This window comes from Salinivibrio proteolyticus (assembly GCF_001996165.1).
GTDB lineage: Bacteria > Pseudomonadota > Gammaproteobacteria > Enterobacterales > Vibrionaceae > Salinivibrio > Salinivibrio proteolyticus.
Window position 1 is genome coordinate 1 of record NZ_MUFP01000022.1, and the last position, 12,879, is coordinate 12,879.

At 48.6% G+C, this 12,879-nt stretch carries 14 protein-coding genes; 7 read left to right on the plus strand and 7 right to left on the minus strand.

The window, feature by feature from the left end:
• Both BZJ19_RS17140 and BZJ19_RS14535 read left to right on the plus strand, forming a co-directional pair.
• On the plus strand, positions 1-301 hold a 301-nt coding region (locus tag BZJ19_RS17140), incomplete at its 5' end, for a hypothetical protein (RefSeq protein WP_201249201.1).
• Between the two features lie 105 nt (positions 302-406).
• Positions 407-1,189: a hypothetical protein gene (locus tag BZJ19_RS14535; RefSeq protein WP_077676170.1), complete on the plus strand. Its 783-nt coding sequence runs from the start codon at positions 407-409 to the stop codon at positions 1,187-1,189.
• Positions 1,190-1,747: 558 nt separating this feature from the next.
• Here the strand turns inward: BZJ19_RS14535 and BZJ19_RS14545 are convergent.
• Positions 1,748-2,647, minus strand: a complete 900-nt coding sequence (locus BZJ19_RS14545) for a LysR family transcriptional regulator (RefSeq protein WP_077676172.1) — start codon at positions 2,645-2,647, stop codon at positions 1,748-1,750.
• A 129-nt stretch (positions 2,648-2,776) separates the two neighbouring features.
• On the opposite strand from BZJ19_RS14545, the gene BZJ19_RS14550 reads away from it, so the two are divergent.
• The 4 genes from BZJ19_RS14550 to pcp all read left to right on the plus strand — a co-directional run bounded on the left by BZJ19_RS14550 (position 2,777) and on the right by pcp (position 5,901).
• A complete protein-coding gene (locus BZJ19_RS14550) occupies positions 2,777-3,208 on the plus strand; it encodes a CidA/LrgA family protein (RefSeq protein ID WP_077676173.1) in 432 nt (143 codons plus the stop codon).
• 6 nt (positions 3,209-3,214) lie between these two features.
• Positions 3,215-3,922 carry an LrgB family protein gene (locus BZJ19_RS14555; protein WP_077579365.1) on the plus strand — a complete coding sequence of 236 codons (708 nt, stop codon included), beginning with the start codon at positions 3,215-3,217 and terminating at the stop codon, positions 3,920-3,922.
• 120 nt (positions 3,923-4,042) lie between these two features.
• Positions 4,043-5,182: a peptide-methionine (R)-S-oxide reductase MsrB gene (msrB, locus tag BZJ19_RS14560; protein ID WP_077676174.1), complete on the plus strand. Its 1,140-nt coding sequence runs from the start codon at positions 4,043-4,045 to the stop codon at positions 5,180-5,182.
• Between the two features lie 74 nt (positions 5,183-5,256).
• Positions 5,257-5,901, plus strand: a complete 645-nt coding sequence (pcp, locus tag BZJ19_RS14565; RefSeq protein ID WP_077676175.1) for a pyroglutamyl-peptidase I — start codon at positions 5,257-5,259, stop codon at positions 5,899-5,901.
• Between the two features lie 93 nt (positions 5,902-5,994).
• Here pcp and BZJ19_RS14570 read toward each other — a convergent pair whose 3' ends face one another.
• The 3 genes from BZJ19_RS14570 to BZJ19_RS14580 form a co-directional block, all read right to left on the minus strand.
• Positions 5,995-6,726, minus strand: coding sequence for a glutamine amidotransferase-related protein (locus tag BZJ19_RS14570; protein ID WP_046075948.1), 732 nt, complete (start codon positions 6,724-6,726; stop codon positions 5,995-5,997).
• A 65-nt stretch (positions 6,727-6,791) separates the two neighbouring features.
• Positions 6,792-7,529, minus strand: a complete 738-nt coding sequence (locus BZJ19_RS14575; RefSeq protein WP_077676176.1) for a lipoate--protein ligase family protein — start codon at positions 7,527-7,529, stop codon at positions 6,792-6,794.
• 37 nt (positions 7,530-7,566) lie between these two features.
• Complete coding sequence (locus tag BZJ19_RS14580; protein ID WP_069589925.1) at positions 7,567-7,950, minus strand: cytochrome b562; 384 nt, start codon at positions 7,948-7,950, stop codon at positions 7,567-7,569.
• Between the two features lie 166 nt (positions 7,951-8,116).
• On the opposite strand from BZJ19_RS14580, the gene BZJ19_RS14585 reads away from it, so the two are divergent.
• Entirely contained in the window at positions 8,117-8,884 is a 768-nt protein-coding gene (locus tag BZJ19_RS14585) for a siderophore-interacting protein (RefSeq protein WP_077676177.1), read from the plus strand.
• Between the two features lie 106 nt (positions 8,885-8,990).
• Here BZJ19_RS14585 and BZJ19_RS14590 read toward each other — a convergent pair whose 3' ends face one another.
• From BZJ19_RS14590 to BZJ19_RS14600, 3 genes are all read right to left on the minus strand, one after another.
• Positions 8,991-11,150 (minus strand): S9 family peptidase, encoded by a 2,160-nt coding sequence (locus tag BZJ19_RS14590; protein WP_077676178.1) that lies wholly within the window; start codon positions 11,148-11,150, stop codon positions 8,991-8,993.
• 204 nt (positions 11,151-11,354) lie between these two features.
• Complete coding sequence (locus BZJ19_RS14595; RefSeq protein WP_077676179.1) at positions 11,355-12,113, minus strand: DUF3307 domain-containing protein; 759 nt, start codon at positions 12,111-12,113, stop codon at positions 11,355-11,357.
• The gene (locus BZJ19_RS14600; RefSeq protein WP_077676180.1) at positions 12,110-12,757 is read right to left on the minus strand and encodes a hypothetical protein; all 648 of its coding nucleotides are present in this window, start codon (positions 12,755-12,757) and stop codon (positions 12,110-12,112) included. The genes BZJ19_RS14595 and BZJ19_RS14600 overlap by 4 nt, the downstream gene beginning before the upstream one ends.
• Positions 12,758-12,879 lie beyond the last annotated feature (122 nt).

Consider the following 12,879-nt stretch of genomic DNA (forward strand, 5'->3'; position numbering starts at 1 on the left):
GATCAGTGTTTTAGAGAAGGGGTTTGCAGCAGCTGCAATCAGGCGAACAATTGTGTCAAAGCACCCTCAAAAATCAAATGTGAGCCAAAAGAAACTAGTACAAGCTTTAAGAAAATCAGTAGATCTGCAAGTAAAAAGTAGAATACAGCCCATAGTTTTTGAGTTTGATGCAAATACTACAAGACTTAAAGTAGTCGATCGCTCATTCATTTTGTGGTTATCACATCAAGATAAAGATGAACTATATGAGTATGCAGACCTAACAGATGAGTTAAAAACTCAAATAGTCACCGATATATAATAAGTCGATGAACTATTAAAAATCAAATAATCTCATCGACTTGATTGATTTTAGATTATTTAATATTACCTGTTAGTCAAGCGTTAAATTACTTTAGGAGAATGAGTGAAATTTTCAATTAGCATATTGGCTATTTGTTTACTATTGTCTGTATTTAATCATCCAAACTCCCTAGAAGATTTAGAGTTTGAAATTGCTCTATATGGATTTCTATTATCGTTTGCATTAGATTATTTGGTTAAGTACTGTTCGATTTCAACTTTAGGTAAGCTAGACAATAGAAATGTCCATATTAAATATAATTTGTTATGGATATTTGTCTCTCATGGTTACTTTTTGTCACAAGTTTTCAAAGACAGTATTAGATATAGAAGCAGAGTATTTCGTGTTAAACAAGAGAAGATCGCTAGAGCGAAGTTTATACAGAAAGCCAACCTGTACAACTTGTGGACATCTTCTGTCATATTAGTTGCGATAGCATCTTTATCTATGACAGAAGTTTTTAGAGACTATGAAAGTTTTAAAGTGGTAATTACTTGGTTTGTTATCTTTCGCACTCTATCTAGAAGTATTGAAATAGTGTATGCCTTTAGCAAAGATGTTATCAAGGGAGAGGAGAAAACTTCATCAGCCCTAACAAAGTATAATCGTATCCAACTTGCGTTAAGCAGTTACATTGAAAATATTGTTAACTATGGTGTCGTATATTATTTCTTTAACATGACCTCAATAAGTAACGCAGTTCTGGTATCGATTAGTCGTTCAACAATATCCAATGTAGACCCTAGTACATGTTTATTAGATCAAGCCCTAGCATACGGGCAGGTGCTTACGACATTGAGCCTAGTTGTCTTATCACTTGCTATTTACGTTAGTCGGAAAAAGTAATTTAATGAAATGTTATTTCTTCCTGAGCACTGAGAACGAAGAATATAAAATTGTTGGCATCCTTTCTTTTAACATCTGGAGTTCACGGATTATTTTTTCTTTGATTAGAGCTATCTCGTAAAGGTATGTGATAATATAAACTCTATCTTCAAGGAGTTGGTGACAGTGCAACTTAAGAAGATAAAGACACCTCATGAAACGAAAAAGCCTCTGGGTCGTCACATCCCCTATGGTGGGAGGAGTCGCCAAAGGCCGTATGTTCTGTTCAACAATRTTGTTCTACAGCGAATGCTAGATCATTTAGTGCTTGGCTTGCAAGGAATGACAAATAATATACAGAACAGCCCAACTAATCTGTTCAGTTTTAGGGATAAGGTAAAGTAATTCAAGTGTGCAACTGGCAATTTAGTGTGAATTGCGTTGTATAACAATCAAATATGTCTTCAATCACTAAATTTTGGCGAGTTTTTCATCCCACATCACGTCGTCTCTAAGCATCGAATTTAAGATCACCACTATATTGCGCACTACGAGGCGTTGTAGATCAAAACGCTGCGTCTATCGATGCACCTCTGTCGACTGACACAACTGCATCCAAGCTTCGGCGGTGCGTGAGACATAGCGCTCGCCGTGCCAGACTAAGCCGAGTTGCCATTCAATCGCTGGGCTTATCGGTTTCACCAGCAATAACTCACTGTCTTCCAAGCTGGCGCTGAGGCGTTGGCATAAGGGCGCGGGTAAGAACGCCACCCCTGCACCACTTTTCACCAAGGCGGCTAAAAAATCCCACTGACTGCTACGCGCGGCAATGGTGGGCTGATAACCGTGCTCTTCACAGCGGGCAATAATCCGGTCGCTTAAGGTAAATTCAGCGCTATACAGATAAAACGGCTCGTCTTTGACTGCCTGCCATGTCAGGCTTTTTTGCTCGCGCCACGCGGCTTGGTTAGGCARCACTGCATAAATGGGGTGAGTTTGTAAGGGTAAGCTTTGCAAGCACTCAGGCTGGGTGTCGGTGAGCATGGTGATTGCCACATCAATCTCACCATTGATCAGGGCTTGTTCAGTGCGCCGTCCACCGTATTCGACAATACTGAGCGCCACATTTGGGTAGCGTTGTCGGTACTCACGCAACACGTTGGCATACAGCGGCCCTATCATCGGCGGCATCCCCAATCTAAGCTGCCCGCGCGCCAGTTGGTTGAGATCGTCGAGCTCGGTATTTAGCTGCTCGAACTCGGCAATAATGCTCTGCGCACGCTGATACACCACCTCACCAGCATCGGTTAACCAAAATCGCCTTCCCTCTCGGTGCAACAACGGCTGACCCACATCTTGCTCAAGATTACGCACCATTTTACTGATTGTCGGTTGCGTCACATGCAACGACGCCGATGCGGCAGTAAAGCTCTGCTTTTCCACTAAGGCAATAAAATAGCGCAACGCACGAATATCCATAAACGACCCTTAAAAGCTGTCTGTTAACCATGCCATTTTGGCATAGTTTAAATAAAAAAAAGTCACTTTATTCACTCTCTGCCAAGACGTAAACTATGAGCAATCTCACAGATTCTTGGCACGCTTTCGATGCAATTGATTAAAAACGCCTTACTTACCTTACTGCAAGTCTTTGTCTTAGCAGGCATTTGGTTCTTGTCTGATTGGTTGGTCACAACCTGTGCTATTCCACTACCGGCCAACCTCACCGGTATGTTGCTGTTGTTAGGTGCATTAATGTTGAAAATTGTCCGTGCCGATTGGTTACGTCGCGGGGCAGCGTGGCTGTTAGCGGAGATGTTGCTGTTTTTTGTGCCGGCGGTAGTGGCGGTGGTCAATTACCAAGATTTATTGCTGCAAGAAGGCGGTAAGATCATGGTTGTACTGATTTTAAGTACCGCGATGGTGATTGCGTCAACCGCTTGGGTGGTCGATAAAGTGTATCGTTTTGAGGTTAAAATGGCGCGCCGCCGCAGTAATCATCATCACACGCATCATCCTGATCTAAAACCGGAGTGCTAAGCCATGATGTCTTTACCTGCTTGGCTTCACGCCTCGTTATTAAGCGTTACCTGCTTTTTGATGACCCTTGGCTTTTATTACATGAGCAAATGGCTGTATCGCCGTCATCCTTCAATTCTGGTAATGCCATTGCTGCTCGCGCCCTTGCTGATTGTGGCAGTGGTGGTTGGGTTTAATATCCCGTATCAAGACTACATGGCGCAATCGTACTGGCTGCTGTGGCTGCTGGGCCCAGCGACTGTGGCGTTTGCGATCCCCGTGTATGATAACCGCGCGCTCATCCGCCGCCATTGGTTGTCGCTATCGATAGGCGTCACAGTGTCTGTGCTGGTCGCCATTACCAGTACCGTGGTGCTAGCGCGGGTGTTTGAGCTGTCTGAGCTGCTGCAACGCAGTTTGGCGATGCGCTCAATCACCACCCCTTTTGCTGTAGAAGCCACCAAAGCAATTGGCGGGCAAAGCGATCTCACTGCGCTGTTTGTGGTTCTCACTGGGGTGATTGGCATGGCGATTGGTGAAAGTATTCTGACCGTGATTGCGATTCGCTCGCGCTTAGGTCGCGGCGCAAGTTTAGGGGCGTCGGCACACGGAGCGGGCACCGCTAAAGCCTATCAGATAGGCCATGCCGAAGGGGTGGTGTCGAGTGTGGTAATGATGATTGCGGGCATGGTCACTGTGCTGCTTGCGCCTATATTGGGTCAGCTGCTTTGGTAGGTGATCGCTAAGGGCTTTTCTGCGCTACGTTATCTGTAACAACAGAAAAGTGGGAGTGGATGAAAGTTTCTGCTTGATGCGCAGGTCTTGATCCTCACCAACCCTAATAACGAGGCGATCATGAAACAGCACAAATCAATGTGGCGAGTTATCGCGTTCACAGCGTTCAGTTTGCTATCGATAGCAAGTTATGCGGCGGTGAAAGACACTGCCACCACATCGCAAGGCTACCAAAAAGCGACCCTTGCTGGCGGCTGCTTTTGGTGTACAGAATCTGATCTTGAAAAGCTCAACGGCGTGATTGATGTGGTGTCTGGCTACTCAGGCGGTGAGCTTGAAAATCCCACCTATAAAGAGGTCTCGTCCGGCACCAGTGGCCACATTGAGGTGATTGATGTCACCTATGACCCTAACGTCGTGGATTACGAACAGGTGCTCGATCAGTTTTTCCGTCATATCGACCCCACCGATGACCAAGGCTCGTTCGTTGACCGTGGCCCGCAATATCGTCCCGCGATCTTTTATCGCTCTGAAACACAAAAGCAAATTGCCGCGGATTTTATGGCGGAAATTGAAGCGTTAGGCGTGTTCAAAAAGCCGCTGAAAACCGAGCTGATCCCGTTCGAGAAATTCTGGCCAGCAGAAAGCTATCATCAGGATTACTACAAAAACCACAGCATTCGCTATAGCTACTACCGCTATGCCTCAGGGCGTGACCAGTATCTGGACGAGATTTTTGGTGACGATCGCAAAGACAACCCCGTCACCTTGCGTGAGATGATTGATGGGCAAAAAGCGGAAGAGATGACAGCAACGAACACCCGCTACTCGCGCCCCTCGGATGAGAAAATCCGCGCGATGTTGTCAGACATTGAATACGAAGTCACGCAAGAAGACGGTACCGAACCCGCATTCCGCAATCGATATTGGGACAACAAGCAAGCGGGGATTTATGTGGATATCGTTTCGGGCGAGCCGCTGTTCTCCTCCACTCATAAGTACAAATCCGGTACCGGCTGGCCGAGCTTCACACAGCCCATTAATGAGCAGTATGTGGTTACCAAGCCGGATAACTCCCTGTTCTACACGCGCACCGAGGTCCGCAGCAAGGTCGCCGATTCGCACCTTGGCCATGTGTTTGAGGATGGTCCCGCCCCCACCGGCTTGCGCTATTGCATGAACTCAGCCGCGATGCGCTTTGTGCCGGTCGATAAAATGGCCGAGGCGGGTTATGAGGATTATCTTTATCTGTTTGAATAACGCAACCAGTGCGTGATTGGCTTGTAAACCTGCGGTAGAGTAAAGCTCTACCGCTTTTTTACGCGAGGCATTGGATGCACACGATATTGATCACTGGATTTGAACCGTTCGGCGGCGAGAGTGACAACCCGTCTTGGCAAGTGGCAAAAGCATTAGAAGGCTGGCAGCCTAATGAGGAGTGCATCGTTAAAGCTGTGCGCCTGCCCTGCACCTTTGATGAAAGCTTACCAACGTTACACAGCGCGCTAGAATCGCTCAGTCCGGTGATGGTGATTGCTCTTGGCCAAGCCGGTGGTCGCGCTGAGATAAGCTTGGAGAAGGTAGCGATCAATTATCAGGACGCGCCTATTCCCGACAACGCCGGTAAGCAGCCGCATGGTACGCCGGTGGTGTCATCTGGGCCCAATGCCTATTTCTCTACCTTGCCGCTCAACCGTTTAGTGAACGCATTAAACGAAGCGCATCATCCAGCCAGTGTTTCTTACACCGCGGGCACCTTTGTGTGTAATCACGTGTTCTATGGCTTGATGCATGCGCTGGCTCATCACACCGAGGTACGCGCCGGCTTTATTCATATTCCCTACAGCCCAGCACAAGCGTGCAAACACCGCGCCCCGAGCATGCCGGTAAGTGATGTGATGGCAGCGATGAAGATAGCCATCGAGTTGAGTTTATTGGATGATGATGTCACCGCCGTGTGTGAAGGCATGTTGCACTAACGCGCAGTAGATGGCGCTCAGACGATGACGCTCCAACAATGGCGCTTAGTAGGTGGAGCACAGTGGCGGTTACCGTGCTCCTAACCCAGTCACTTAAAACAGCCACTCAGTGACGAGATCGTTGTCAGTTAGCACGCTATCGAGAAAGGCAAACAAGTGCGCATTCATCGGTGCCGTATCAAAGGCGCGAATGGAGGCAGGGTCTTGAATAAAGCGCTTGTTAGCGGCCTCACCCTCTGGATAGGCGGCGTGCAGTAAGCCTTCAACCGCCAGCGGCGTCAATTCAAGATGACATTGAAAGCCATACACCCGTGGTCCGTACTTCACGATCTGTCGCGGACAGCCTTCGCTGCTTGCCAATACACGACTATTTGGTGTCAGCCCCGGCATATCATTGTGCCAATGACCCACAATTTCTTGCGGCGCGAAGTGTGGAATGTGCTCGTCGATATGGCCATCTTCGCTTAACTGGATGGGGAAGTAGCCAATCTCGGGCTCAGGACTTTTCTGATACGGTGCGCCCAAGGCTTCACCAATAAGTTGCGCCCCAAGGCAAATGCCTAATACCGCACTGCCTTGTTCGATACACTGCTTAATCAGCGCTTGCTCGCGCTGGCTATCAAAATGCGGGCATTCAGATTGTGGCGTATCTGGACTTTGCGGCCCGCCGAGTACCACCAGCAGATCAATGCCTTCACCACTTTCTGGCAACGGCTCGCCCCGATACAAATGACTGGTGGTCACATGATAGGCACGCTCGTCACACCAATCTAAAATGGCACCTGGGCCTTCAAACGCCTCGTGAATAACAAGATGGACGCGCATTCCTCACTCCTTGGGATTTGTTTTACGCATGATTGTGCTAAAGCATACTATATTGAGCGTCGGCCTCAAGCCTTGCCCACCACGAGTGGCGGCCTTGCTATAAACGCTTGAGTTAGCAACTGAAACAGCTGTTCGGTTGCCGGCAGTTCATCTAGGTGCGCGGCTAATGGAGTATGCACCTTAGCCTCAATGCGATCAGGGTGACCACAAAGCTGATTACACAGCGATACAGGGGCAACAATATGTTGGCAATCCGCATCAATCAGCAGACACGCTTGCGCCAGCATTACGGTTTGTTTGGCTGAGCCTGCTCCCGTGCCTAAATGCAGAATACGCTGGGCGGTTCCCACCACTTTTTTGCCGGAAATATTGAGGTTGTAGTCACCATCACAATACGAACCGGGCGTGTCGCCTACCGTCGTTGCAATGCCTAACTGATGGAAAAAAGACTGTAAAATCGTGCAAAAATACTGGTAAGCCGTCTGGATATGATAAGGCGTGTTAGCGGGCCACACCGTCAGATAAGACACGTTAATCACCCCTGGCAATTGCGGCACCGGTGCCCCGCCTGTTCGGCGGCTCTGCACGTGCCAACCTAACGCTGATAGAGCGCGGCGCAACTCAGGCGTTTGTGGCCATTTTTGGCCCGCCGGCAGTACCAAGGTTTGCGCATCTGGCTGCCAAAGCAGTAATGCCTCGTTGAGTTCGCCCTGCTCTACTCGTTGGATCAGCGCCTGCTCTTTCTCAAATGCAGACGCCACCGACAGCGAGGGATAACGCAAAATCGTTTTTTGAGTCGCCATCGTGCACTCGCTATCGTCACGTTAACTGATTGCGCGATTAACCGAACAAACGCTGCCAAATGCTTGGGTTGCGTTTATCGTGGTACTCTTCACGCAAGGCATCAATTTGGCGCAAACCTTGTTGGGCCTTATCGAGGTCACCTTCGCTCAGCGCGGCATCAATTTCCTCTACTGTCACCGCCAGCTTATCGAACCCTTCCATGAAGGTCTCTGCTTTTTCCGGTGGATAGCTACCCGCTTTAGCTTGCGCGATCAGGGTTTCTAATTTCGCAACCGGGGCTTGCATGGCTTCGATACTTTGTGCGCTCGCCGCCTCTTTAAAGGTCATTTTCATTTCTTTCATGATCGGCTTGAGCTCAGAGGCCGAGACGTTCAACGACAGCAGCACCGCCATCGCGCCCGTGAGTATGACTTTCTTCATTTTTGCTCCATGTGATTGTTTTTTAGTAATAATAATGCGTCTCTATCTTACTCACTTCTCGGAGTATTGCCTAGCGTAGAAGCGTAAAACAATGTAAAGCACTTACACATCCCGCATCCGAATGGTATGATTAATTGTAAATGATAATGATTTTAAGTTAGATAATATGAAACAGCCGAACTATCACCTCACTCACGTTATTGATACCCAAACCGTCACACCCAATATGCAACGCTTAACCTTACAAAGCGACGCTTTCGCGGACTTCCCAACGGAGTGTGAAGGCGGCTATATCAAGTTGCTATTTGATAAAGCGGGAAGCACAGATCTGAGCGGATTAGCAGAGGGCGAGCGCCCTGTGATGCGTACCTACACCATTCGCCGTTTTATGCCTGACCAGCAGCAAATTGAAGTGGATATGGTTCGCCATCAAATCGAGCAAGCCGATTGTGGCTTTGCCGCGCGTTGGGCACTGAATGCCCAAGTAGGTGATACCATTAATATTGCCGGCCCAGGAACGATTGCGCCAATTAATCGCGACGCGGATTGGTTCTTTATGGCGGCCGACATGACTGCATTACCCGCGCTATCAGCCAAGATCAAAACCTTGCCTCGCGATGCCAAAGGTTATGCGGTGGTTCAGCTCGATGCCGAGGAAGATGCCCAACCACTCGACGCTCCCGCTGGCATGGAGATTATTTGGCTAACCACACCGACATTGGCCGAAACGGTAAAAGCACAGCCTTGGTTAGCGGGGCAAGTGTCCGTGTGGTGTGCCTGTGAATTTGAAAGTATGCGCGCACTGCGCCAATATTTCCGCAATGACCGTGATGTTGAGCGTGAGTTTATCTACATCAGCAGCTATTGGAAAAATGGCGTGACCGAAGAAGGCCACAAAGTGATCAAGCGTGAAGATGCGGAGAACAATCAGTAAACCTGACCACTTTTTACCTGCAGTGAGCGTGCTTATCGCGTCTCTACCCGTATAAAAAAGCGCCGATAACGGCGCTTTTTTCGATCTTCAACGTTTAGTCGTCAACTTAGTTACCCTGCTTGTCGAGCAAATCGAAGAAGAAGGCATACTCTAATGCATCTTCTTTAATCCGCTTAAAGCGCCCCGATGCGCCGCCGTGGCCGGCTTCCATGTCGGTTTTAAACACCAACGTATGGTTGTCGGTTTTGAACTCACGTAGTTTCGCGACCCATTTCATTGGCTCAAAGTACTGCACTTGTGAGTCATGCAGGCCTGTGGTGACCAACAAGTTGGGGTAATCTTGCGCGGTGACGTTGTCGTATGGTGAATAGCTGAGCATGTATTCATAATAGGTTTTGTCATTCGGGTTGCCCCACTCGTCATACTCGTTGGTGGTCAGTGGAATCGACTCATCCAACATGGTGGTGACGATATCGACAAACGGCACATGCGCGGCCACTCCTAGATACAACTCTGGTGCTTGGTTGATGATCGCTCCCATTAACAAGCCACCTGCTGAGCCGCCGACGGCAAACACCTTATCTTTATCGCCATAGCCTTGCGCAGTCAGCGCTTTGGTCACATCAATAAAGTCGTTAAAGGTATTCTTTTTGGTAAGCTTTTTACCATCGTCATACCAAGGGCGCCCTAGCATTTCAGAGCCACGAATATGGGCAATAGCAAAGACAAAACCGCGATCTAGCAGGCTTAAACGCGTGGTAGAGAACATGGGATCCATGGTCGCGCCGTAGGAGCCATAGCCGTATTGATAGAGCGGGTTGGTGCCATCTTTTTTGAAGCGATCTTTACGGTACACCAAAGACACAGGCACTTGCGCGCCATCGCGTGCGGTGATCATCAACCGCTCGGATTGGTAGTTGTCCGGGTTGAAATCGCCCAGCACTTGGTTTTGTTTGAGCATTTCACGCTCGCCCGACGCCAAGTCAAACTCATAATACGTGCCCGGTGTGGTTAAGCTGGTGTAATACACACGCACCGAAGAATTGTCCATTTCCGCATTACCGGTCAGGTAAGACGCATAGGCCGAGTCATTAAACCTAAGCTGATATTCCTCCCCAGTGGTGAGGTTACGCACCGTGGTACGCGGCAAGCCATTTTCGCGCTGCTCGTAGACCAAGTGGTTATCAAATAGCGTAAAATCAACCAACTGCACCTTATCGTTTGGTGCGATTACATCTTGCCATTGGCTGCGATCGTCACGCTCGCTTTGGTGTACCTTCATCAAGCGGAAGTTGACTGCTTGGTAGTTGGTATAGATGTAATACCACTCGCCACGCTTCGCCACTTCATATTCGATGCCAGTTTCTCGTGGATAAAACGCTTGGGCGGTGGCATTCGGATCATTGGCATCCACGAGCGATACGCCGCTGGTTTCAGTGCTAGAGTGCCAAATAAAGATTTGCTCACCGTCTTTGCTTTTGCTCAAGCCGGTGTAGTAGCTGGTATCCGTTTCTTCGTAAATTAACGCATCAGTGGATTGCGGGGTGCCCAAACGGTGGCGATACACCTGATACCCCAGCAAGGTTTGCGGGTCTTTTTTGATGTAGTAGAAGGCTTGGTTATCGTTCTGCCACACAATACTGCTCGAGGCGCCTTCAATCTTATCATCGAGGTACTCACCGGTGGTGAGGTCTTTGACTTGAATGGTATAAACGCGGCGGCTGAGGGTATCTTCCCCATAGGCTAATAGGTTTTCGTTTGGACTGACACTGAGTTGGCCAATGCTGTAAAACTCATGCCCTTTCGCGAGCGCATTGACATCCAAAATTACCGTTTTGTCGGTGCCGGCAAAGTCTTTCGCACGCACGTAAGTGCGGTACTCATTATCACCTTCCACTTCACTGGAATAGAAATAACTGCCCTTTTTAACCGGGACCGAGGCATCGTCCTTGACGATACGCCCCTTGATTTCATCGAATAGCTTGGCCTGCATTGGCTCAGTGTGCGCGAGCACCTGATCGGCATAGGCGTTTTCTTGATTAAGATGGGCGATCACGTCAGGATCTTGGCGTGCATCATCACGCATCCAATAGTAGTTATCCACGCGCGTGTCGCCGTGAATGGTCATTTCATGAGGGATTTTTTTCGCGACAGGCGCACTCAGTTCGCCTGGGCTGGAAGCTTTCACGTGTGACTCTCCTTGAAAACTGCACCCTGAGAGCAAAGACACCGCCAGTGCTCCGGTGAGTAAAATGTGTCGGGACATACTTTTCCTTCAGGTTTATTTAGCCATAACAGTAATTTAACAAGCAAGCATCCTATTACTGACCTGAGGGTATTAAGCAAGTTCCAATAAACAATATTCTTTTTATCGTTCGCCAAACGATTGACTGACGCATCGTTTCTTACTACCAGTCCATATTATAAGCCTAAAACAGCTAATTCTTATCTTTTAGCTATAAAAGGCTAATCATAACAAAGTGAGGCTTTGTGTGATCACAACGCCCACTAATGTCGTGATCACTACCGACAATAACGAACCAATTAAAACGTATTCGGTTAGGCTGCGATCGGCAGAACGCGTCAGCTCACCAAAGCGGAAAATCGACTTGGCTGCCAGCACAAAACCGACAGCGGTATAGCTGCCAAGCAAGGTAAAGGTCAGGATCAGAATACGCTCTAAATAGCCAATCAACGCCCCCGCAGCCACGAGACCATGATAATCGTGTTGATGATCAGAGGGTGAGTCCAACGTGACCGTAAAGCGCTGTAACACATGACCAATCAATACTGATGTCGGCTTTAAGATCAATAAATAGCCCGTGCCAATCACGACGATCTCGCTAAACAGAGGCATCTCGGTCAGCCCAACCCAAGGTGGCTGCGCCACAAAACTCAGTGCAATTAGCCCTAATACCAAAAGCTGTATGCCTTGGCTCACCGTGAAACGGGCCAGTGATGACTGCGCGACGAGTTGGCCATCAAGCACTGCCACCACACACTTGGTCACCATGCCAACCAGCAATACACCCAATAGCGGCGAAACGTGCTGGGTCCAAAACACCGCAGGCACCAGTAAACATAAACCGTAGAGGAGCGGTGCAACCACCCAATCCAGTATTCGCGCGCGTGGTGTCGATTTCGCCCACCAATTCGCAGGCTGTAGATAGAAATCATAAATAAGATGGGTCAGTAACAAGGGAACCAGCAAAGAAAGGAAGGCCATCATACTTGCGCCCCCACAGCTTGCTGAAACTCGGCCAACAATGCCTCGATAAGCCCCCAGCCCGCCGCTTTAAGGGACTTACTCACGGTTGCATTCGCGACTCCAAGTGCGGCCGCTAACTCACCATACGCAAGTGGTTGATCGCGCTGTAATAAAGGCAGCATCATTTCGCATTGACGAGATGTCGCATCGCTGAGTTGCCGGTCAAGATAACGGATCAACAACGCAAATCTGTCTTCAAGATCGGCATTGGCGCAAAAAAAGGCCAGCCGCTGGTTTTTCATTGCTTTTAAGCCGCGGCCAGATAGTACAAACGCTTGTCCCATTGACTCTGACACCGCCTCACGCAAATCCGCTTGCTCGGCAATCGCAAAGCTGATGCGACAATCAAACGGTTTTCCCAGTGCTTTGATGGCGACACGATACATCACGACATAGTGAAGCGCGTTCGCTACATCATGGATCACAGATTGAAACTCATCACCGCGTATAATGCTGTGCTGATTGGCGCAATGCGCTTGTGAAATATGGGCTTGTATGGTTTTGATTTGCGCCAGTACTCGCTCATACTCATCTCGATTTAAGGCGGTTGAATCCACCAGATCGCCACTGATAACCGCAATGGGTGCCTTGCTTTCTGTCGCCATTATTCATCCTTGTTAACCAACCCCGCCAAATTTAGCCTTTTTTGGCAAAAAATACAAATTTACCCATAAATAGCAAAAAGGTAGACAGTGAGACTGGTGTAGTACCAGCCTCACGTTGCCAC

What these genes read in the sequence shown, in the direction of transcription:
- BZJ19_RS14550 (WP_077676173.1), top strand. Translation starts at nt 2,777, where the DNA reads ATGCAATTGATTAAAAACGCCTTACTTACCTTACTGCAAGTCTTTGTC.
- BZJ19_RS14575 (WP_077676176.1), bottom strand. Translation starts at nt 7,529, where the DNA reads ATGGCGACTCAAAAAACGATTTTGCGTTATCCCTCGCTGTCGGTGGCG.
- BZJ19_RS14590 (WP_077676178.1), bottom strand. Translation starts at nt 11,150, where the DNA reads ATGTCCCGACACATTTTACTCACCGGAGCACTGGCGGTGTCTTTGCTC.
- BZJ19_RS14600 (WP_077676180.1), bottom strand. Translation starts at nt 12,757, where the DNA reads ATGGCGACAGAAAGCAAGGCACCCATTGCGGTTATCAGTGGCGATCTG.
- BZJ19_RS14595 (WP_077676179.1), bottom strand. Translation starts at nt 12,113, where the DNA reads ATGATGGCCTTCCTTTCTTTGCTGGTTCCCTTGTTACTGACCCATCTT.
- BZJ19_RS14580 (WP_069589925.1), bottom strand. Translation starts at nt 7,950, where the DNA reads ATGAAGAAAGTCATACTCACGGGCGCGATGGCGGTGCTGCTGTCGTTG.
- pcp (WP_077676175.1), top strand. Translation starts at nt 5,257, where the DNA reads ATGCACACGATATTGATCACTGGATTTGAACCGTTCGGCGGCGAGAGT.
- BZJ19_RS14555 (WP_077579365.1), top strand. Translation starts at nt 3,215, where the DNA reads ATGTCTTTACCTGCTTGGCTTCACGCCTCGTTATTAAGCGTTACCTGC.
- BZJ19_RS14570 (WP_046075948.1), bottom strand. Translation starts at nt 6,726, where the DNA reads ATGCGCGTCCATCTTGTTATTCACGAGGCGTTTGAAGGCCCAGGTGCC.
- BZJ19_RS14585 (WP_077676177.1), top strand. Translation starts at nt 8,117, where the DNA reads ATGAAACAGCCGAACTATCACCTCACTCACGTTATTGATACCCAAACC.
- msrB (WP_077676174.1), top strand. Translation starts at nt 4,043, where the DNA reads ATGAAACAGCACAAATCAATGTGGCGAGTTATCGCGTTCACAGCGTTC.